General features: G+C 57.0%; 18 protein-coding genes. 4 read left to right on the top strand and 14 right to left on the bottom strand.

All coding sequences use genetic code 11. The annotated features are described in order from the left end of the window. Positions 1–37: 37 nt before the first annotated feature. From AACZ86_RS08680 to AACZ86_RS08645, 8 genes are read right to left on the bottom strand one after another with little or no spacing between them, the layout of a single operon-like run. The gene (locus AACZ86_RS08680; RefSeq protein ID WP_339691446.1) at positions 38–1,318 is read right to left on the bottom strand and encodes a TRAP transporter large permease; all 1,281 of its coding nucleotides are present in this window, start codon (positions 1,316–1,318) and stop codon (positions 38–40) included. Further along, positions 1,318–1,848, bottom strand: coding sequence for a TRAP transporter small permease (locus AACZ86_RS08675; RefSeq protein ID WP_339691444.1), 531 nt, complete (start codon positions 1,846–1,848; stop codon positions 1,318–1,320). The genes AACZ86_RS08680 and AACZ86_RS08675 overlap by 1 nt, the downstream gene beginning before the upstream one ends. After that, on the bottom strand, positions 1,841–2,887 hold the full coding sequence (locus AACZ86_RS08670; protein WP_339691442.1) for a TRAP transporter substrate-binding protein: 1,047 nt from the start codon (positions 2,885–2,887) through the stop codon (positions 1,841–1,843). Before AACZ86_RS08670 ends, AACZ86_RS08675 begins: the two co-directional genes overlap by 8 nt. 57 nt (positions 2,888–2,944) lie before the next feature. Then, positions 2,945–3,976, bottom strand: a complete 1,032-nt coding sequence (locus AACZ86_RS08665) for a sugar kinase (protein WP_339691440.1) — start codon at positions 3,974–3,976, stop codon at positions 2,945–2,947. A 14-nt stretch (positions 3,977–3,990) separates the two neighbouring features. Next, positions 3,991–4,644 (bottom strand): bifunctional 4-hydroxy-2-oxoglutarate aldolase/2-dehydro-3-deoxy-phosphogluconate aldolase, encoded by a 654-nt coding sequence (eda, locus tag AACZ86_RS08660; protein ID WP_339691439.1) that lies wholly within the window; start codon positions 4,642–4,644, stop codon positions 3,991–3,993. 1 nt (position 4,645) lies between these two features. Then, positions 4,646–6,034, bottom strand: coding sequence for a mannitol dehydrogenase family protein (locus AACZ86_RS08655; protein ID WP_339691437.1), 1,389 nt, complete (start codon positions 6,032–6,034; stop codon positions 4,646–4,648). Beyond that, positions 6,031–7,440 carry a glucuronate isomerase gene (gene uxaC / locus AACZ86_RS08650; protein WP_339691434.1) on the bottom strand — a complete coding sequence of 470 codons (1,410 nt, stop codon included), beginning with the start codon at positions 7,438–7,440 and terminating at the stop codon, positions 6,031–6,033. The genes AACZ86_RS08655 and uxaC overlap by 4 nt, the downstream gene beginning before the upstream one ends. 4 nt (positions 7,441–7,444) lie before the next feature. Further along, positions 7,445–8,164, bottom strand: coding sequence for a 2-keto-4-pentenoate hydratase (locus AACZ86_RS08645; RefSeq protein WP_339691431.1), 720 nt, complete (start codon positions 8,162–8,164; stop codon positions 7,445–7,447). 251 nt (positions 8,165–8,415) lie between these two features. Between AACZ86_RS08645 and AACZ86_RS08640 the strand changes: the two genes are divergently transcribed. Together AACZ86_RS08640 and AACZ86_RS08635 are read left to right on the top strand one after the other, a co-directional pair. After that, positions 8,416–9,480, top strand: a complete 1,065-nt coding sequence (locus AACZ86_RS08640; RefSeq protein WP_339691430.1) for a LacI family DNA-binding transcriptional regulator — start codon at positions 8,416–8,418, stop codon at positions 9,478–9,480. Next, positions 9,477–11,000, top strand: a complete 1,524-nt coding sequence (locus AACZ86_RS08635; protein ID WP_339691429.1) for an altronate dehydratase family protein — start codon at positions 9,477–9,479, stop codon at positions 10,998–11,000. Before AACZ86_RS08640 ends, AACZ86_RS08635 begins: the two co-directional genes overlap by 4 nt. Before the next feature lie 2 nt (positions 11,001–11,002). Here AACZ86_RS08635 and AACZ86_RS08630 read toward each other — a convergent pair whose 3' ends face one another. Both AACZ86_RS08630 and AACZ86_RS08625 read right to left on the bottom strand, forming a co-directional pair. Continuing rightward, entirely contained in the window at positions 11,003–12,631 is a 1,629-nt protein-coding gene (locus AACZ86_RS08630; RefSeq protein WP_339691428.1) for a family 43 glycosylhydrolase, read from the bottom strand. Positions 12,632–12,728: 97 nt separating this feature from the next. Continuing rightward, positions 12,729–15,533, bottom strand: coding sequence for a TonB-dependent receptor (locus AACZ86_RS08625; protein WP_339691426.1), 2,805 nt, complete (start codon positions 15,531–15,533; stop codon positions 12,729–12,731). A gap of 240 nt (positions 15,534–15,773) precedes the next feature. Here AACZ86_RS08625 and AACZ86_RS08620 point away from each other — a divergent pair, with 240 nt between their 5' ends. Further along, positions 15,774–17,153 carry a pectate lyase gene (locus AACZ86_RS08620; protein ID WP_339691424.1) on the top strand — a complete coding sequence of 460 codons (1,380 nt, stop codon included), beginning with the start codon at positions 15,774–15,776 and terminating at the stop codon, positions 17,151–17,153. A gap of 24 nt (positions 17,154–17,177) precedes the next feature. Then, positions 17,178–18,197: an alpha/beta hydrolase gene (locus tag AACZ86_RS08615; RefSeq protein ID WP_339691421.1), complete on the top strand. Its 1,020-nt coding sequence runs from the start codon at positions 17,178–17,180 to the stop codon at positions 18,195–18,197. A 20-nt stretch (positions 18,198–18,217) separates the two neighbouring features. On the opposite strand, the gene AACZ86_RS08610 is transcribed toward AACZ86_RS08615, so the two are convergent. Genes AACZ86_RS08610 through kduI form a run of 4 tightly spaced genes read right to left on the bottom strand, consistent with a single transcriptional unit; the run spans position 18,218 to position 21,877 of the window. Further along, positions 18,218–18,739 carry a PepSY domain-containing protein gene (locus tag AACZ86_RS08610; protein WP_339691418.1) on the bottom strand — a complete coding sequence of 174 codons (522 nt, stop codon included), beginning with the start codon at positions 18,737–18,739 and terminating at the stop codon, positions 18,218–18,220. A gap of 18 nt (positions 18,740–18,757) precedes the next feature. After that, positions 18,758–20,293: a carboxylesterase family protein gene (locus AACZ86_RS08605; protein WP_339691415.1), complete on the bottom strand. Its 1,536-nt coding sequence runs from the start codon at positions 20,291–20,293 to the stop codon at positions 18,758–18,760. Next, positions 20,274–21,044, bottom strand: a complete 771-nt coding sequence (gene kduD, locus AACZ86_RS08600; RefSeq protein ID WP_339691414.1) for a 2-dehydro-3-deoxy-D-gluconate 5-dehydrogenase KduD — start codon at positions 21,042–21,044, stop codon at positions 20,274–20,276. The genes AACZ86_RS08605 and kduD overlap by 20 nt, the downstream gene beginning before the upstream one ends. Further along, positions 21,041–21,877: a 5-dehydro-4-deoxy-D-glucuronate isomerase gene (gene kduI / locus AACZ86_RS08595; RefSeq protein WP_339691412.1), complete on the bottom strand. Its 837-nt coding sequence runs from the start codon at positions 21,875–21,877 to the stop codon at positions 21,041–21,043. The genes kduD and kduI overlap by 4 nt, the downstream gene beginning before the upstream one ends. Positions 21,878–21,883 lie beyond the last annotated feature (6 nt).

Here is a 21,883-nt window from a genome sequence, read left to right as displayed (position 1 = left end):
CCAGTGTCAAAATATCCGGTCCCGGATTGTCTCCGGACTAGTTAAGCAGATTGGGCAGCGCCATCGACAGCGAAGGAATATAGCTGATCAACATGAGCGCCAATATCAGCGTCAGATAGAAGGGCCAGATCGTCCGAACGGTTTCCTCGACCGATATCTTGCCGACCGCCGCACCGACGAAAAGCACCGACCCAACCGGAGGTGTCACCAGACCGATGCCGAGGTTCAGCATCATGATCACGCCAAAATGCACCGGATCGATACCGAGCGCACTGACAATCGGCAGGAAAATCGGCGTCGTGATCACGATCAGCGGCGACATGTCCATGAAGGTCCCGAGCAGCAGCAATATGATATTGATGATCAGCAGGACCAGTATCGGATTGTCGGTCGCCGAATTTATCAGGCTCGCCAGATCCGCAGGCACCTCCAGAATCGCCAGCACATAGCCGAAACTGCCGGCAGCACCGATGATCAACAGCACCATCGAGGTGATCCGGATCGACGAAATCGCCGATTCGACAAATTTCCGGTAGCCGATCGTGCGATATACGAGCACGCCGACCATTATCGTGTAGAGCACCGCGACTGCCGAGGATTCGGTCGCCGTGAAAATCCCGCTCAATATACCGCCAATGATGATGACCGCCGTCAGCAGGCCCGGCAGCGCGAATGTTACCGCGCGCAGAAACGGCCGCCATCCGGGAAAGATGCCTGCCGGATAGCCGCGTTTTGTGGCGACCAGCCACGCTACCACCATCAACATGGCGCCAGTGACAATGCCGGGGATGATGCCGGCGAGAAACAGGTCGCCGATCGAGACACCCGTCCCCGAAGCGGCGGCGTATATGATCATATTGTGCGAAGGCGGGATCAGAAGCCCGACGATGGCCGCCGTGATATTCACATTGGCGGCATAGTCGCGATCATAGCCTCTTTTCTCCATCAGTGGGGAGATGGTCGAGCCCATGGCCGACACATTGGCGATGGCGGAACCCGATACCGCACCGAACAGCATCGACGCGCCGATATTGACTTGCCCGAGCCCGCCTCTGGCCCGGCCCAGCGAGGCCTCGGCGATATCGACAAGTCGTCCGGCGATGCCGGACCGGTACATCAGGTCGCCGGCGAAGATGAAGAAAGGGATCGCCATCAGCGAGAATACGCTGATCCCGGCGACCATTCTCTGGAGAGACACGGCGAGCGGAATATCGAGCGCAAGCAAGGCCGCGGCGCTTGCCGTCAGCAAGGCAAAGGCGACCGGTACGCCCAGCGCCAGCAACAGGAGAAGAACCCCGAGCAAAATGACCAGTTCCATCATATATCTCCCGCGTCTGCCAGAACGGCCTCGATCGGTTTCTCCGCGGTCCAGCCGGGCCTCAGCAATTCCCCGGCAAATCTTGTGGTGCAGAACAAGATGATCGCGGCGCCGGCAAGCGGCAGTGGCAGATAGGCCCATGAGCGGGAGATCCCGAGCGAGGGAATCACATGGCTTGAGATGATATCGGTCAGCTCGACCCCCCAGATCAGCATCATGAAACCGCAGGCGATGACCACCAGCTCGGCGGCCAGCCGCATGAGCCGGGCAATCTTTTCCGACATCGCATTTTGCAGTGCCAGGATACGGATATGAAAGCCCTCGTTAAATCCGGCGGCAGACGCGAGCACGGCGTACCAGGTCATCAACAGGAGCGCCGTCTGTTCCGACCAGCTTGGACTGGCGTTGAGAATATAGCGGGCATAAACCTGCCAGCCGACAATCAACGTCATCGCGACGAGACCGGCGGCGGCTATCCACAAAATCACCTGGCTTAGTCGTGCGTTGAATGCCGTAATTTGATCAAGCATGATCCACTCCCATTTCCGCGATTTCGTCGACGAGCTTTTGCTCCGCCGGCGTTTTTATATATTCGCTCCACACCGGCTGCACCCGATCAACAAAGGCCTGCTGGTCGTCGACTTCGTTGACCTCTACCCCGCTGGCGCGGACCGCCTTTTCCGCATCGAGCGTTTTTAAATCCCATAATTTGCGCATATAGGGGACCGATTCATCGGCAGATTTTCGTACAATTTCCTGTTCGGATGCCGACAGCTTTTCCCACCGCTGCCTCGACATGACCAGCAGTTCCGGAGCGATAACATGCTGGGTCAGGCTGTAATATTTCGCGGCCTCGAAATGTCGTCCCTCGAAATAGGACGGCCAGTTATTCTCCGCCCCGTCGATCACGCCCTGCACCAGCGACTGGTAAACTTCTCCCAGCGGCATCGGCGTCGGATTCCCGCCCAGCTCCTGAATCAGCGAAACGAACAGATCGCTGTTCTGGACGCGCAATTTCATGCCCTTCATATCTTCGGGCTTTCGGATCGGGCGTTTGGTATTGTAGAAAGATCGCGCCCCGGAATCATAAAAGCACAAACCGATCAAGCCATGCGGCTCGAGCGAGCGCAGGACTTGGCGTCCGGGCGCTCCATCCATCGCGTCGCGCATATGCGCCACATTTTTGAAGATGAAGGGTAGGCCGGGAATATTGGTCATCGGCTCTATCGAATTGAGCGGGCCTAAGCTGACGCGGTTCATGTCGATCCCGCCGAAGGTGGTCATCTCGAGCGTATCGCGTTCCTCACCCAGCTGACCGCCGGCATAGAGTTTCATCGAAAGCTTGCCGTCAGAATAGCCTTCGATCAGCCGCCCCATTTCAGTAATCGCCATGGATGTCGGATAATTTGAGGGATGGATTTCGGCGACCCGGAAGGTCGTTCCCGATGCCTTGCTGCACCCGGCCAGAAGCATGGCGGAAAGCCCGCTCGCGATCATCTGCCGCCGCGAGAGACCGGGTTGCGGGAATGAAGCCAGACCCCTTCCCCTTCTTATAATCCTGTCGCCCATCAGTCCCTCTCCCTCGATCACACCGCTGCGTTTTTTAACGCTATTCGGCAGTATTTATCACCGTTGCACGCGCCCCGAACCATCTCCGCCCATCAGCTTTTCCACTTCATCCACAGAGACCCGGTTGAAATCGCCGAGAATGGAATGTTTCAGACAGCTCGCGGCGACCGCAAATTCCAGCGATTGCTGCCTGTCGTCATAGGCATTGAGACCATAGATGAAGGCTGAAGCAAAACTGTCGCCGCCGCCGACCCGGTCGACAATATCGGTCATCTCATAATGGCGCGAAAGCTTGAACCCTTGTTCGCGGTCGCGCAGACAGGCGGACCAGCCGTTACGGTCGGCGCTGTGGCTTTCCCGCAATGTGATCCCGATCGTGCTCATGTCGGAATAAAGTTCGAGAACTTTCTCAGACAAGGCTTCATATTTGCTGGTGTCCAGCTCGCCGGTCTCCACATCGACGTCGACGCTGATGCCGAGCGACTTCTGGCAGTCTTCTTCATTGGCTATGCCGACATCGACATATTTGACCAGCTCGGTCATTACCTCCGGCGCGGTCTTGCCATATTTCCAGAGCTTGCCACGGTAATTGAAATCGCAGGACACGGTAACGCCCGCCTTTTTCGCTTCCTTCAGACATTCGAGGCTGAGATCGGCGGCAGACTGGCTGAGCGCAGGCGTGATGCCAGTGATATGCAGCCACTTGGCGCCTTTGAAGATTGTCGGCCAGTCGAAATCACCGGGGCCGCATTCGCAGATTGATGACGCCGCGCGGTCATAGATGACCTTCGACGGCCGCTGGTTCGCGCCTGATTCCAGATAATAGATACCGACCCGGTCGCCGCTTCGACGGATCAGCGAGGTGTCGACACCAAAGCGGCGCACTTCATTGATCGCATGCTGGCCGATATCATTATCGGGCAAGGCGGTGACAAAGCCCGACGACAGGCCGTAATTGCTCAGCGCCACCGCGACATTGGCCTCGCCTCCGCCAAATGTCGCTTCAAAAGCGGGCGACTGGAAAAACCGCTCGTGCCCGGGTGTTTTCAGACGAAGCATGATTTCCCCGAATGACAGAAATTCCGCCATGACTATTCCTCTCCTTATGGTCGCGCGGCGCGGGCCAGTTCGACGGCCTCGCGCGCAAGTTTTGTTATCTGTTCAAAATCGCCAGCGGCGATCGCATCCTTCGGCGTCAACCAGCTGCCGCCGCAAGCCACCACAGACGGAAGCGCAAGAAACTCGCCAAGATTATCCGCAGATACGCCGCCGGTTGGCATGAACTTCATCTCGCGGAACACCGAAGAGAAAGCCTTCAGCATCGGCACGCCGCCGGCAAGTTTTGCCGGGAAAAATTTCACGCTGCGCAGGCCAAGCGCATAGGCGCGCTGCACTTCGCCCGCGGTCATGGTGCCGGCGAAAAAAGGCAGGTTCTTGTCGATGCAAAAACGCGCGACATCGTCGACAAGCCCGGGGGAGACGACAAATTGGGCACCCCGCTCCGCTACCGCTTTGGCTTGCTCTACCGTCAAAACGGTGCCTGCTCCCACAATGATGCCCGATGTTTCCTGAACGATCGCCGCCATGCAGTCGAGCGCGGCATCGGTGCGCAGAACGACCTCGACCACGTCGAGCCCGCCCGCTTGCAGCGCATTTGCAATGCGCACAGCCGTCGCCGGATCATCTGCCTCAATAAGCGGCACGACCGGTGCTGCCAGGAATTTTGCCGCCAATTCTGCAGCAATATCGTCGGTCATTTCATATTTCCCTTTCCAGAATATCTGCGTCGAGACAGTTTGCTATCATGCTGATGCTTCGTTCGTCAGCCACCCAATATGCCGCAAAAATACCGCTCCGTCCGAATAGGCTCGTCACAATTCCCTCATGGCCGACATTCCGCCACAGGGCCGCAAATTTTTCCGCCATCGGGTCGTCGACAATATCCCGGTCGCCGCGAATATGGATGATCCAGGCTGCCAGTGCCTCCAAAATTGCGGGGCAGATTCTTCTGGCAGCCTGATGGAAGGACAATGTTTCAAGCCAGCGTTGCGGGATTTTCTGGCTTCCGTCCATCGCGATCTGGATCAGCCTGTGTTGCAGGGCATGGTTGCCGAAGCGCACCAGCAAATCATCGGCATATCCCTGCAGATTCTGCCCTGGAGCAGCGCTCACACTCGGCGCCGCTTCGTCACGCATGATCCGCTCGACGACAGGCCGTATATGGCGATCAGCGACGGCCTCGTGCACGAATATGTGGCCGTGCAACAGGCCCAGATAAGCGAGCGCGGAATGGGCTCCGTTGAGCATCCGGAGCTTCGCCGTTTCGTACGGCGCAACATCGGATACAAACTCCGCGCCACCCATTTCCCAGCGGGGACGGGGACCGGCGAAATTGTCTTCGATCACCCACTGGCTGAATGGCTCGGTAAAAACGCAAGCTTCGTCGCGGCTTCCGGTCAGCCTCTCTACTTCGTGCCGATCAGCTTCGGTGGTAGCCGGAACGATCCGGTCGACCATGGAAGACGGGAAGGCGCAATTCTCCGATATCCATCGCAACAATATTGGATCACGATCAGCAAGATATCCGCCCAATAAATGTTCGAGCTGGGAACCATTATCGGCCAGATTATCGCAGCTGAGCAAGGTTACGCCGCTCTGCCCTTCGTCCATCCGCTTTTTCAGGCCTGCAGCAAGATAGGCGTAGATGCTGTCACCATCTGCCTTTTCGCTAGCAAGTGATCCGTCGTCGGCGCGGCAATAACCTTTTTCGGTAACGGTGAAGCTGATGATCTTCGTGTCAGGATGGGCAACGGCCTCGACGACCGTATCTCCGTCTCTCCTGGCAACAAGCACTCGCGATTCAGAACCGATCAGCCGGATGGTGGTCCGGTCGCCATCACGGGTGACGACATTATATAATCCGTCTTGCGGATTCATCTGCATAGCAACATTGTCCAAGCGCAAAGAAACTCCGGTTATCCGCCAGTCCCTGTCGCCTGCATTCATTGCGTCATCCGTGTAGACCGCCTGATGCGCCCGGTGAAAAGCACCGATACCGAAATGGACGATGCCGCAAGCCTGTGCTGCCGGACCATATTCCGGGATTTGAACGCTGGCGGGCAGCCGGGATCGCTCGTTCAGCCTCATAATTTATAGGCCGCTTTGGCGAGATTATAGGCAAGGTCGACGGCAAGCTCTGCCGCCTCCCATTCTTCAATCCGGTGCTCCGCGACCAGCTGTGCCAGAAAACCACAGTCGATGCGGCGTGCGACATCATGGCGCGCCGGGATCGACAGAAACGCCCGCGTATCATCGTTGAACCCGACGGTATTGTAGAAGCCCGCCGTTTCCGTAACCTGCGAGCGGTAGCGCCGCATGCCTTCCGGACTATCATGGAACCACCAGGCCGGGCCGAGTTTCAGAGCCGGATAATGACCGGCGAGCGGTGCCAGTTCGCGTGAATAGCTGGTTTCGTCGAGCGTGAAGAGAATGATAGCGAGATTCGGCTCGTTGCCATATCTGTTCAATAAGGGCCGCAACGCATGGACATATTCTGTTTGTACCGGAATATCGGCGCCCTTGTCCCGACCGAAACGTTCGAACAATTTGCGATTATGATTGCGGAACGCCCCGGGGTGGATTTGCATCACCAAGCCGTCATCCAGGCTCATCCCCGCCATTTCCGTCAGCATCTGGGCGCGGAAGAGTTCTGCGTCTTGCGGAGCGACATCATCCGCGATCACCCGCTTGAACAAAGCTTCAGCTTCGCCGGCCGACAGATCAGCGGTCGCCGCACTGGGGTGACCGTGATCGGTCGAGGTTGCGCCCATGCTGGCGAAATAGTCGCGGCGTTTGCGATGCGCCGCAAGATAGCCCTGCCAGCTGAATATGTCCTCCCCCGTGAGATCGCCGAACTTCTGCAGATTGTCCTGAAATCCTTCGAATTCCGGGTCGACCACCGGGTCGGGTCGATATGCGGTGATGACTCGCCCGCCCCACTCCCCGCTCTCGTTGGCAGCGCGGATTTTCGCGTGATGCTCGAGACTGTCGAGCGGCGACTCTGTTGTCGCTATGGCCTCGATATTGAAACGATCAAATAAAGCTCGTGGCCGGAAATCATCCGTCTCCAATGTAGCGCTGATATGGTCATAATGGTGATCCGAGCTGTCAGCCGAGAGCGGCTGCTCCAGACCGAAAACCTCGGCAAAAACCCAATCGAGCCACATGCGAGAAGGAGTGCCGCGAAACAGATGATAGCGCTCGGCAAACAGCCGCCAGCTTTCGCGCGGATCGGCTGCTCCGCCGCCCTCGCCGATCCCCAAGGCCTCCATCGACACACCCTGCGAATAGAGCATGCGGAAGACATAATGGTCAGGGTGCAGCAAGAGCTCGGCGGCGTTACCGAAATTCTCGTTGTCCGCAAACCAGACCGGATCGGTATGGCCGTGCGGACTGATGATCGGGAGCCCGGACACTTCTGCGTAAAGCCGGCGCGCGATAGCACGCTGAGCGGGATCGCTCGGCAATAACCGGTCCGGGTGCATTAGCGGCATCGCGTCAGGTTGCCCTGACTTTGACGACCACTTCAAGTTCTTCGCCAAAACAGGCCTTGACCGTCTGCCCGCCCGTAACCTCGTGAACTCCGGTGATTGCACCGGCGGAAACCCATGTCCCGGGAGCAGCTTCTATGCCCCTTCGTCTGAGTTCTTTGAGAAGAAACACCACCGAGCCAAATGGCCCGTCGAGCATGTTGCTCATCCTGTCTGCACCGACCGTGCTGCCGTCTATCTGCAAACTGACAGGCATCGAAAGAAGATCGGCATGGCGCCAGTCTGGCACCGCGGGACCGAGAACAATCCCCTTGTTATTACCAAAATCCGATACCGTTACTGCCGCGCCAAATTTATTGATTCCGGGAAAAGGCGAGCTGGCAATTTCCACCCCGACACGGACATCATCAATATGATCGGTGATCGTATCGAGGCTGATCTCGCCATCCGGGACCGAAGCAATGCGCAGCAATATTTCCGCCTCTGCCGCAGCAAAGCCTTTTCCGAAAATGGGCATGACCGGGACATGCCCGTCCACGGCATCGACTATTTCATCGACAAATATCGGGCCCGCCAGTCGCTTTGCATTATATTTTGCAACCTGTTCCCCGGGTATGCGGCCGACTTTCCATCCGCCGACCCTTCGCCCGTCGAGCGCTATAGCCAGATCCTGAATGACATAGCCCTCTTCCATCGTCTGAGGAATTTCGCCGGGGTATGAATGCAAGATAGTGCTGGCCTTTCGTGCTTCAACGAAAGCCGCCGCAATATGTTGATGACCGGATTTTGTCCTCATGACTCTAATTTTCCTTATCCTTGAAATTCCCTAATAGACACCGGTGTCAAAAACAAGTTTATTTCTCTGGAGGCCATTGCTTTTTTGCTGTCGGCAGGCCAATAATGAAAGCCAGCGGACCTGCATCAACAACCAAGGCTGTTTGTGTGTGCAACATTGGAAAACGAACGGACATAATCCTGATGCCCCAAAAAACTGACCGTTCCTCGTCCAAGCAGCCCACCATCAACGATGTTGCCGCACTCGCCGGTGTTTCAAAGAAAACGGTCAGCCGGGTCATCAACAACTCCGCTCTGATCAGCGACAAGACCCGGAAGAATGTTCAAGAGGTTATTGCCAGTCTCGGATTTGTCCCAAATCCACAGGCGCGGGCCCTTGCGTTCCGGCGCAATTTCCTGATCGCGCTTCTGCACGACAATCCGAATGCCCAGACGGTGCTGAATTTTCAAAATGGTGTGCTGGATGCAATCAAGGACAGCGACCTTGCGCTGCTGGTCCGCCCGATTGACCGGGGGAGCCCGGACATGCTGGAGGATGTCCGCATCTTCCTCGAAAAACAGAGGCCGATTGGCGCATTATTATTGCCACCAATATCCGAAAATGACGATTTGACCGCATTGTGCCAGTCACTGGGCGTCCGTTATGTCCGGATCGGTTCAACCGCGCTCGATGAACCCGGAAAATGCGTATCATCAAATGACCGGGAAGTGGTCGCCGAAGCATGCCGTAAATTGATCGAAATGGGGCATCGACGGATCGGATTTGTGCGCGGGCCGGAGGGATTCCGGTCAGCCAGAGAACGCGAGCTGGGATTTCTGGATGCATTGCATAGCGCCGATCTGACGCTGGCAGACGAACTTTGTGTCAAAGGCAATTATCGCATAGATTCCGGCACCGAGGCTGCCCACAAATTATTGTCGCTTGCGAACCGGCCAACGGCGATATTCGCGAGCAATGACGAGATGGCAGCCGGCGTGATGCAAGTCGCGCTCGGACTGGGAATCAAGGTTCCGGAGCAGCTTTCGATTATTGGCTTTGATGACTCACCCACCGCCACGCATATCTGGCCGAGACTTACCACAGTACGCTGGCCGATAAGAGAAATGGGTTCTCACTCCGCCCACATGCTGGTTTCCGATTTCCTGCCGCCGGTCGAGGGTATCGATGAGCCTGAATATGCCATGCTTCGCTCCCGCTTTATCGAACGCCAATCGGTGGCGCCGCCCGAAACCGACAAGGGTGAATGACCGGCTCGCCTGCGATGGACCATGATCCAGCGGCAGCGCCTCTGGCTCTGCAAATTTACGAATCCGATAATGTCGCGACGATGCTCGCGGATGGCCGGACGGGAGACACGGTTTTTCTCGCCGGCGGGCAGATAGGCTTGCGCTCGGACGTTGCTAAGGGTCACAAGCTTGCTATCCGCCCTATCACTGCCGGGACGAACATAATCAAATATGGCTTTCCGATTGGACTCGCCACCGCCGATATTGCAGCGGGCGAGCATGTTCACAGTCACAATCTGAAAAGCGGACTATCGGCGACCGGAAGCTATGAATATCGCCCGGCTTCTGCCGCGAAGCCTGCGCCGGCGGAAAACCTACCGGTGTTTCGCGGATATCAGCGCGCCGACGGCCGGGTTGGCACACGAAACGAGATATGGATCATTCCTAGCGTTGGCTGTGTCGGCAATCTGGCGGAGCGGATCGCCCGCAAGGCAGAAGTCCGATATGCGGGGAAAGTCGACGCGGTTCGGGCGTTCAAACATCCTTTCGGCTGTTCGCAACTGGGGAAAGACCTGTCACGCACCAGCAAGATACTGGCATCGCTGGCACAGCATCCCAACGCTGGCGGTGTGCTGATGCTCGGGCTCGGCTGCGAGAGCAACCAGCTTGCCAAAATGCTCGAAATGATTCCCGAAGCCCGGCGCGCCACCATCCGTTCGATGACAGCCCAGGCCGAAGCCGATGAAATGGAAAGCGCACTCGCTCTGGTCGATGAACTGGTACAAGCAGCATCCGCCTGTCAGCGAACCGAAGTCCCGCTTTCCAAACTGGTACTGGGCGTCAAATGTGGCGGCTCGGACGGCTTCTCCGGCCTGACCGCCAACCCGCTCGTCGGCCGAATGGCAGACCGCGTCGGCGAAGCCGGAGGCAAGGTGATATTGACGGAAATTCCGGAGATATTCGGAGCGGAACAATTGCTGATGAATCGCGCGACGAACGAAGATATATTCCGGCGCACGGTTGATCTGATCAATGATTTCAAGGCCTATTTCACCCGCCATGGCGAGGGGCTGAGCGACAATCCCTCGCCCGGCAATATCGCCGGCGGGATCACCACGCTGGAAGAAAAGTCGCTCGGTGCCGTGCAAAAGGGTGGGCATGTGCCAGTGGTCGATGTGAAGCTATACGGGGAACAGGCAGACCGCCCCGGCCTGACCTTGCTCGAGGCACCGGGCAATGATGCGGTCTCGTCGACCGCGCTGACGGCTGCCGGAGCAACCATGATATTGTTCACCACCGGGCGCGGGACGCCACTCGGCTTTCCCGCTCCGACCATCAAAATCGCCTCGAACAGCGAATTGGCGCGGCGCAAAAAGAACTGGATCGATTTCGATGCCGGTCAGGTTCTCGCCACAGGTTTTGATAAGGCTTCGGATGATTTACTGGCAAAGATTTGCGCGGTGGCTTCCGGCGAGGAAACCGCTGCCGAGCGCAATGGCGAACATGACATCGCGATCTGGAAAACCGGCGTGACGCTTTAGGTCTATAGCGCCCGGTAAGTAAAGTTGCGAAAGCGCACCTCGCCATCGCCTGCGGCATATAGCGCTGGACGCAGCGACAGAAAATCATAGGCGACATTGTGATGATAGCCGGACAATTCCATCTGCACATCGAATTTCTGCCAGGTCGCGCGTTGATCTCTGCTGGTGTGGATGGTCAGAATATTATGGTCGTTGGTCAGCCGGATGCTCAGCTTCGAAATCGCCTCGGCCTCCGGTTCGATCTGGCCGGGTATGGCCCCGCGCGGTCGTTGCAATCCATAGCGGTGCATCATCAGTCCGTCAGCGCCGAAGCCCAGTCCGGCATAAAGACGGCGGTTGTAGAATAACAGCATTCCCCCTTCGGCTCCGGGTTCAACCTCGATATCGGCGCTGACTTGATAGGCTTGATCGCCAGTGATACAGCATAGCGGCGAACAATCGGAAGGCGTCATTCCTTTTGCCTTGATGATTAGCGCGCCCTTGTCACGGCTGACACGCTTCGCTTCACCCGGGCCGGGATCATAAAAGGCCCATGTTGTTCCCATCCGGTCGGTGGAGAAATCGTCGGACAATGGCATTCCATGCGGTTGCGCTTCTAGCTCGATCGGCTTGTCCATCGGCTTGGACAGATCACCACCCTGTGGAACCGGCCAGCCATCATCACCCCAGACCACGGGCTCGAGCAGCGCCTGCCGGCCGAGCGTCCAATAGCCGTTTTCATAGCCATGATAGAGCATCCACCAATTGCCGCCCGGCCCTTCAAATAATGTAGCGTGGCCGCGCGACCACCATTTTTCGCGCGCTGACCCTGTGCGGATAAGAGGGTTTCTGGGACAATCCTCCCACGGGCCGCCTAGCGATTTGCTGCGCGCCATGATCACCATATGTCCGGTGGGCGGGCCGGCGGTTCCGCCGACCGCCGTGGTCATGTACCAATAGTCGCCGCGTTGGACGATTTTCGGACCTTCGGGCGCAAATGTTTCGACCACCCACTCTTCGGGATAACGCCACGGATCGTAGACATGTTCGACGTCCCCCTCTATTCGCAAGCCATCGGCCGACAGACGGACCCTGTCGCCGCCGGAAAGGAAAAGCCAGCGTCGCCCCTCTTCGTCAACGACATGCTCGGGATCAATATGCAGGGGCAGGTCGAGATCGACCGGATCACTCCACGGGCCTTCGATATGCTCCGCCGATATCACATAAATCGAGCGCTTTTCAGCATTGCGCGCGGGGATATAACAAAAGAACCGGCCTTCATGTTTTGCCAGTCCGGGTGCCCATACCGACCCTATCGGCTGGCTAAGTGCAGCAGTCACGGGCCGCCAGTTGACCAGATCACGGCTGTGCCAGATCAGCAGACCCGGATAGGCATCAAAACTGGAAAAAGTCAGATAATAGTCATCGCCATCCCGGAGAATCGCGGGATCGGGATGGTCACCGGCAAAGACCGGGTTGAGGAAAGTTCCATCGCCAAGATCGGCCTTGCGTTGTCCTTCGAAGCCGCGACTCCATTGCATTTCGCCATAAGGATCAAGCGAAGACGTTGCTGCCGAACCCTGAGCCAATAATCGCGTCGGAAACAAAGCCGCGACGGCTGCGATTTTCAATGTGTGGCGGCGATCAATCATATGCGCTCTGCTTCTTTGAAAAAAAGGACCGACTCCCTGGAGATTGGAAATCGGTCCTTCGTTTGCGACCCTGTCGACGAAATTACTAAACTAGAGCTCACATTTTATAGCGCGCACCAAACATGAAGGTCCGGCCATAATGGTTGTTTTCATAATTACGGTTTGCTTCGAGATCGGTGAAACGATAGCGATAATCGTCAGTCAAATTGCTACCCTCGACCGAGAGCTCGAGATTGTCGGTCAACTGATAGCGGATCGATGCATCCACGTTGAGCGAACTACCATAGCCCTCAAACACATTGTTGTTGCCGCTCGTGCTATCATTATAACCGCTACGATAGGCGACCGACGATCGTACGGAGAATTTGCCGTCATCATAATATGCCGTCGCATTCCAGGCTCGCTTGGCAAGACCCAATAACGGCTGGGTATAGTCACCATTTGGTTGAGCAACGAGGCGATTTGTCCCGGGATCATAAGCCAGCGGCCCCGCAACGCTGTAGTCGACGTCGCTTTTTACCAAAGTCAGATTGCCCAGCACGCCGAAATATTTCAACGATTCCGAAAATACGGAGAATGGCAATTGCAGCGAGATTTCCATACCCTTGAGATTTGCTCCAGGGCCGTTGCCGGTCGTCCGGAATTCAAACTGACGATTTGGATCTGTTCCCGTAACAATCGCGTCATAAGCTGGCGTTCCTGGTGTCAGCAGCGAAGTCGGCAGGCCACTCGATGCGTAGGTTCCCTGTAACGATGTCGAGATCGGGAAGCTGACGATATCTTTCGAGAAAAGTGCGATTGAAGCAATCGCCCCCGGAGCAAAATACCATTCCGCCGCCACATCATAGGTCGTTGCCCGATACGGTTCCAGGAAAGGATTGCCCGAAGTGATCCGGAAGTTGAACGGATCGATCGTCCCCCCTGGTGTCAGGCTGCCAAGCGTTGGCCGCGTAATGACCTTGGCGATCGCACCGCGCAGGATGATATTGTCCGCGGGAAAGAAATTGACGTTGAAAGATGGCAACCAGTCATCATAGCTGCGTTTCACAGTCACGAAGGTGCCGTCGGTAAAACCGGACGATGACTGGTTCGTCTTCGCATAGCGTACGCCGGCATTACCGGTCATTCTCATCCCGAAGACACTGCTTTCGAAATTGGTCATGAACCAGCCACCTTTGGTTTTTTCGGTGACAGAACGCTGCTCGCCCTGCTGAAGAACCCCGGGAATATTGTACAGATCGATAAATGCCGTCCCTGCCGCCAGATCCGGAACGATCCAGCTATTGGTATTTCCGGCCGGCTGACCAGCATCACCCAGGTTGAACATCTCGGAAAGTGCAGCCGTCACCGGCGCACCATAAGCACCGGGTGCGCAGGTGAATGCCGAGCAATACTGGTTGTCCCGGCGGAAACCGATCGTCTCGAAATCGAACTGACGATAGAAACCGCCAGCCAGAAGCTGAAAGCCTTCCGTTACATCCCATTCCAAATCACCCGCAAAGGTTTTGAACTTGTTGGTGAGGAACGAAGGCCGGTCACGAAATTCGGCCAGCTGGAATGCGGCAGGATCATCTATTCCGGGGCCAAATGACAATACCGGTGTTTTCATATTGGTATAGTCATAACTATAGCCGGTCGCGTCCCTGTCATCAAATGCCAAAGTAGTCTCGACCGGAATATCGGCCGTGGATTTTGAAAATCCGCCGAGCAGATTGACTTTCAACACATCTGTCAGCGCTTGCTCGATCTTGCCCGAGACCTGATAGAATTCCGTCTCGCTCTCACGTGAATAGCGTTCGGTACGCACATAAACATTGTCGAGATCAGCAGAGATCAAATTATTATTTGCATCGATTGTATAGTTGGAAATATCGATCGTGCGTTCGTTGCTGCGCGCCAATACTTCTCCCCAATATTCGTCGCGGGTTTCCTTGAAATTGGAATAGAGACCGTCGATCGAGATTTTGGTGCTGTCGCTGGGTTCCCATTGCAGTGAACCGGTTGCACCGAGCCGCTCGCGGTCATGACTGACCAGACCATAGCGCGGAATTCGCGGATGGAAGGCTTCGGCGACCTCGATGCACGCAGCCGAAGGATTGGCTACAAAATTGGACCCGGCCATGCAGGTAACGCCGTCAACGCTGCGGAAAGGTGCTTGCGCCCAACGGACGGTGTTATTGCCAAGTTCTTCGGTCGTATATTTCGACCAAGCCACCGATGCCGAGACACCAAAGGTCTGATCTGCGTTGGACCAGGCAACCAAGCCGGCGAGGCGCGGCGACAATTCTTTCGACAGGTCATTGTAACGGCCTTGTGCGGAAGCCACCAAGGTGAGGCCCTCTTTGCCCCCCAGCGGATTTCCCGTGTTCAAATCAACAACTGCGCCCAGCGAGCCTTCATCAAGCGATGCCGATGCCGTCTTGTGGACAACAAGCGAGGAAAAAAGCTCCGAAGCAAACACGTTAAAGTCAAAAGCGCGGTCGCGGTTTGCGGAAGCGCCGTCGGTCGAAGTCGCGATTGTTTCCATCCCGTTCAGGCGGACGCGGGTAAATTGTGCACCCAGGCCGCGAACGGTAATTGCCCGTCCTTCGCCAGCATCCCTCTGGATCGAGATGCCAGGAATACGCTGCAATGATTCAGCCAGGTTTTGATCAGGAAATTTGGCAATATCTTCTGCGATAATGACGTCGACGGCTGCCGTGCTGTTGCGTTTTTCATCAAGCGCCTTGTCGAGCGAGGCACGAAAACCGGTAACAACGATCACATCATTTTCGGCGACTGCTTCATCCGCAGCATCTTCGTCTTGCGCGAATGCCGGCATAGTAGCCATCGCTGCCAGCGATACACCGCCAACCAGCTTGATCAGGCAGCGAGAGCGCGCATGTCCAAAATTATTTTTCATCTTATTTCCTCCCAAAAATTTTTCAAAATTCCGCCATGCTAGCAAAAATGACACCGGTTACTTACCGAGTCAAAAAAACAGCTGACAGGTTGCTACATAATTTTCAGAAAAGTGGAACCAATTGGTCATGCCTCTCCTCCATTCACGCTAATTTCGATCCGGCTTTATACGGTAACCGGTGTCATTCTTATTGCTGCTTCTTAAAACTTATGTCAAGGGAGAATTATTGGGAGAGAAAAAATGATCAAAAAACTGATGCTATTATCACTCACATTGGCAGGAATAATCGTCCTGCAGCCGTCGAATGCAAACGCGCAAGACAGTTCCGCATTTCCCGGTGCCGTAGGCCCGGCAGCGCAAACCAGAGGCGGAGCCGGTGGAAAAATCGTCCGGGTTACGACGCTCGCCCCAGATGGTCCAGGGTCGCTAAAAGCGGCTATCGCGCAAAAAGGTCCGCGAATCATTGTCTTCGAAGTTGCCGGTGTTATCGACATGGGCAGGACAAATCTGGCGATTGACGAACCTTATGTCACGATAGCCGGTCAAACAGCGCCCGGACCAGGCATAACCATTATAAAAAGCGGTATCGATGTCAGAACCCATGATGTGATTATCCGTCATTTGCGCGTCTATACCGGTGTCGACGGACAACCCAAACGCAGCGGGTGGGAAGCAGACGCTTTTTCCACCGTAAGCGCCCGCAATGTGATCGTCGATCAATGCACCTTCCTGTGGGCGATTGATGAGAATATGTCCGCGTCGGGTCCCCGCTTTACCGGCAACTCTGTCGAAGAATGGCGGCAGGGAACCAGTCGCAACATCACTTTTTCGAACAATCTTGCCGCCGAAGGCCTGGCCGATGCCAGCCACCCCAAAGGCGAGCACAGCAAGGGATCGCTGATCCACGACAATGCCACCGGCATCGTCTTCTATCGCAACCTGTGGGCGCATAATGTCGAACGCAATCCGCTTTTGAAAGGTGGCGCGCAGGGCCTGATGGTCAATAACGTCATTTATAATCCCGGCCATCGTGCCGTGCACTATAATCTGATGAACCTCGAATGGGCGGGGCATGAATATGTGACCGGAGAGATAACCGCGATCGGCAATGTCATGCGCGGCGGTAATGATACCAACGAAGGATTGCCGTTCCTGATGCTTGGCGGCGATGGCGACCTGAAATATTATGGTCGGGACAATCTGGCGGTCGACCGGCATGGCGAGGCGCTGCCGATGTTCGGTCGATATGGTGAAACGCAAGCCAAGCTGGTCACAGTGAAAACACCAATGGCATCGACTGACGATATGCGCATCCTGCCCTCACGCGATGTCGAAACGTCGGTGCTGGCAAGCGTCGGCGCCAGACCATGGGCACGGGACAAGGAGGAAATCCGCATATTGTTTTTCGTTGCGGAAGGCCGCGGGGACATCATCGATGACGAAAATGAGGTCAGCGCTTATCCCGAAGTGACAGAGCCCGTCCGCGCGGTGTTCGATGAAAGTCTCTGGGATCTGGCCACAATGGAACCCTTGTCCGGACTATATCCCGGCCAGACATCCCCTGCTCCGGCGGAGAACCTGAGCGAACGTGACGCGGCGATGCGCGAGACGGGCAAATGAGCACCCCGGAAGTGCTGTGAGAGCATGATGCTCAATCGGCGAACATTATTGGGCGGATCATTGGCCAGTCTTGCCATTGTCGCAGGCAGCCGCCGGTCCGAGTCGCAGACGCCATTGGCTGATAGCTGTTCTACCGGCAAATCCGGATGGAACAGGCCCGACGATATACACCCGGACGACAGCCTGTTTCTCTGGCCGGACGACGCGTTGGATATCCCGGACGGACTTGCCGAGGAAATCGTTCAACGCAGCGATGATCCCCTGGCCAGTGACCGCATCGCACAGAATATTGCCCGACCGGGTCTCGATATTTTCCGGCCAGACGTGCCCAATGGCGCGGCGGTGATCATCGCGCCGGGCGGGGGATATCGTTACTGCGTGATAGACAAGGAAGGTTATGAACTGGCTCGGTTTTTGCGGGACCGCGGAACCACAGTCTATGTTCTATTCTATCGTTTGCCCGCAGACGGCTGGGCAAACGGCAAGGACGTGCCGCTGGCCGACGCCCAGCGCGCGGTTCGGCTGGTCAGAAGCCGTGCGGAACTGGACCGGATCAATCCGGCGCGCGTTGCATTCACTGGTTTTTCGGCGGGCGGGCATGTTGCCGCCAGCCTGCTGACACGCTTTGATACTGGCGTCTATGATCCAGTAGATAGTGCGGACGCGGCCCCCGCCCGCCCTGATGCGCTGGTAGCGATTTATCCGGTCGTATCGATGGATCCGGCGATCGCCCATATCGGCAGCCGCGACCGGCTGATCGGCGCAAAGCCGGATGCCGCCCTGACCGCACTTTATTCTCCCGAGCAAAATGTCCGCAAGGACATGCCACCCCTGTTCCTGCTCCATGCCGAGGATGACGATGTCGTTCCTGTCGCCAACAGCAAGCGTTTGCACGAAGCGACCAGCAGCATCGGTACACCGGTAGAGGCGCATTATTTCGAGAAGGGCGGACATGGCTTCGGACTGATGAAAACCGCGGGGCTACCGGTTGCTATCTGGCCGGAGCTTCTATGGAGCTGGATGGGCGCCCAGAAGCTGCTCTGAGCGCCGCATCCCGCTTGCGATCAATATTTCCAGCGTTCGGTGAGCATTTCCGCCTTGCCGTCTTTCACGGCAATTTCAGCAGATGGTTCTTTCGGATTGCCGTCCTGAAACAGTTCATAAATCACCGTTCCGTCCCGCTGCAGGCTCTCGATCACCCGCACCGGCGTGAACAGGCCTGCTGGCGCCGCCGCACGGGCGGTTTCAGGGACATCGGCCCAGGCCAGATCGCGCTGCACCTCGACCACCACATAGGCGCCGTTTTCCTCCAGCATGTCCAGCTCGACTTCGCTGCCATCGGGCCGCGTTCCTTCCACATCATAGAAGACCATGCCGTCACGCTCTTTCCGTTCGGCCTCGCTGATCACCATACCCGGAATTTCTGCCAGCGCAGCAGAGCGCACCGCATCGGGAATATCATCGACTTGCGTGATCGTGGCTTCCGGGCCGGCTTCCAGTATCGCCGGCTGCTCGGCTTCATCGGCCTGCTTTGAACAAGCGGCCAGCATCGCGCAGCCAATTGCAATCGGAATCATATATTTCATTATCTCTCTCCTGTGTTTTCAACTTCCCGGCTGGATATAGGGCACGGTCGCAAACAGCTCCCGTTCCCATTTTCGCGGATCGCGCTCGACCCGGCTATCTTCATCGAAAATCATCGTCTTGCGCATCGCCATGTCATAGGGCGCCCAACCGGGATTACCGGTGCGGGCGAAGGTAACAAATGCGGCCATCAAGTGATCACTCATCGCCCGTTGCGCAGCCGTGGGGTCGGCGACTGTCCCGAAAGACAGGGCAATATCATCGGTATGCTTGGCCTGCTCGAAATTCAGCTGGTAGACGAAGGTCCGGTCCGCAGCTGGCGGTCCTGCCTTTGCCCGGGCTTCGGCTTCCTCGACCTGCCCGCGCCAGCTGCGCGCGGCGGTAACGATGCGGTGGAACAGTTCGAGTGGCTTGGCATCGGGATAGCGGGCACGAAATTGTGCCACTACCCAGTCGGGCCGGATATCGACCCGCATTTGCGGCGCGATCCGTTCGGCCAGATTATCCATGGTCAGGCCTGCAATCGGAGGTTTGTCCGGGTTGTAAAAAGCGCGCGTCTCCATGATCGTGTTGCCGAGCATCATCGGGATATGGTTGGATTGCGGCGCGGCATCCGGCCAGAAAGGGTGCCGCATCAAATGCTGCATATCCAGCACCGGCCCCATGTAGACACCGCCACCTAGAACTGGATCGATCGCGGAAAGCGCCTCTGTCAATTGCTCGACCGGCGCCGTTGCCGGATCGACATTTTCGCCGAGCGCTGCGAGAAACGCCCGCCTGCGTTCGGATGCGTTGAGCGGCCCTGAAGCCGTCACCTGCTGACCCGACATTGTGATCGCTTTGTGGAACAGACCTTTTGCTGCGGGCATGGCCATCAGCGTAGCGATTTTTGCGCCGCCACCCGACTGGCCAAACACAGTGATATTGCCGGGATCACCGCCGAATGACGCGATGTTGCGTTGCACCCATTCCAACGCGACAATCAGGTCCAGTTGCCCGTTGTTGCCGCTGTCCGGGAAACGCTCGGGCATATAGAGATAGCCGAACGCATTGAGCCGGTGGTTAACGGTAACGACGACCACGTCGCCGCCCGCCGCCAGGTTCGTGCCATCATTGACCGGATCGGTCACGCTGCCGTTCGAATAGGCACCGCCATGGAAATAGACCATGACCGGCCGTGCCTTTTTTGAGTCAGCAGCGGGTGTCCAGACGTTGAGGAACAGGCAGTCCTCCGATTGCGGCTGGTATCTGCTGCCGACTTGCGGGCAGGCCGGGCCAAATCCGCCGCCCGCCGCCTGGTCCGCGCCGATGACCGGCTGCGGTGCCCGAAAGCGTTCCGCTCGCGCATAGCGGATACCGGCAAAGCGCTTGGCCTTGATTGTCAGCTTGTCGACCGGGTCATATTGGACGCTCCCCAGATAGCGGCCGGCCGGCGCATCGATCGTGGGAGACGATATTGTTGTAGCATGGACGCCGCCAGCACTCGCGACAAAGGCCGCGATCCCGCCAAGCACGGCTCGGCGGGTCGAGCGAAATCTAGCGTGCGAGCCAGCCACCATCGACCGCCAATATGTGCCCCTGCACATAGTTGGACGCGCTTGACGCCAGGAAGACAGCCGCTCCGCCCAGATCGGAAGGATCGCCCCAGCGGCCTGCGGGTATCCGCTCCATAATCTGCCGGTTGCGGCTTTCATCGGATTGCAGGGCGGCGGTGTTGTTGGTCGCGATATAGCCCGGGGCGATTGCGTTGACGCAAACCCCCTTGGAGGCCCATTCATTGGCCAGCAGCTTGGTCAGCCCGCCCACGCCTGATTTGGACGCGGTGTAGCTGGGCACGCGTATGCCGCCCTGAAAGGTCAGCATCGAGGCGATATTGATGATCTTGCCGATGCGGCCGTTCGCCTCGTGCGCCGCAATCATCTCGCGCCCTGCGGCCTGACACAGGAAAAACAGGCTTTTCAGATTGGTGTCGATCACCGCATCCCAGTCATCCTCGGTGAAATCAACCGCGTCGTTGCGGCGGATGATACCGGCGTTGTTGACGAGAATATCGATGCTACCGAGCTTTTCTTTTGTCTCGTCGACGATCCGGTCGACGGGCTCGATGGTCGAAAGATCGGCAGAGACAACCTCCGCCTGACGGCCAAGCGCCCGTGCTTTCTCGACCGTCTCGGTCGCTGGCGAGCGGCCAACCGCCGCGATATTGGCACCGGCCTCGGCAAGAGCCAGAGCGATGCCCTGACCGATGCCGGTATTGGCACCGGTCACAATAGCGGTCTTCCCGCTCAGATCGAACATAGTGGTCATTTCAACTGGCAGATATCCAGAACATTCATGTCGGTATAGTCCAGATTTTCGCCGCCCATCGCCCAGATGAAGGCATATTTCTTGGTCCCCGAACCCATGTGGATCGACCAGGGCGGACTGATCACAGCCTCTTCATTGGCGATAACGATATGCCGCATGCTTTCCGGCTCGCCCATATAATGGAACACGCGGTCGCTTTCTTCGGGCATGTCGAAATACATGTAAATCTCGCTGCGCCGGTCGTGCAGATGCGGCGGCATGGTGTTCCATACGCTGCCTTCTTCAAGCACGGTCAGTCCGAGCAGCAGTTGCGCGCTGTCACAGACGCCCGGGATGACGAGCTGATAGATAGTCCGCTGGTTTGAATTGGCGAGATCACCGCGCTCGAGCGGATTGGCCTGATCGAGCGTGATATGCTTGATTGGCAACGTCTTGTGTGCGGGCAGCGAAGCCAGATAGAAACGCGCGCCTTGGCCTTCGAACCTAATGTCCTTCGACCCCATCGGAATATAGAGACATTCCTTGTTGCCCATCGCAAAGCTTTCGCCATCAACAGTGATCTTGCCCGCCGTGCCGATATTCACTGCGGCCATTTCGCGACGCTCGAGAAACGGATGGCCCTTGGCCGATTCAGGCTCTGACTGCACAGGCATATCCAACGGCGCTGCCCCCGGAACCGCGCCGCCGATCACAAAGCGCTCGTTATGCGAATAGTTGAGGTTGACCTTGCCTTCCTCGAACATGCCGCTGACCAGATGACGGTCGACAAGCGCGTCATTATCCACAGATTCCATCATGTCCGGATGGGTTGCATGGTAGGTTTTCTTGAACATCGCGGA

This window comes from uncultured Parasphingorhabdus sp., assembly GCF_963975735.1.
In the GTDB taxonomy this organism is placed as follows: Bacteria; Pseudomonadota; Alphaproteobacteria; order Sphingomonadales; family Sphingomonadaceae; genus Parasphingorhabdus.
This window is presented reverse-complemented; position numbering and strand designations above follow the sequence as displayed.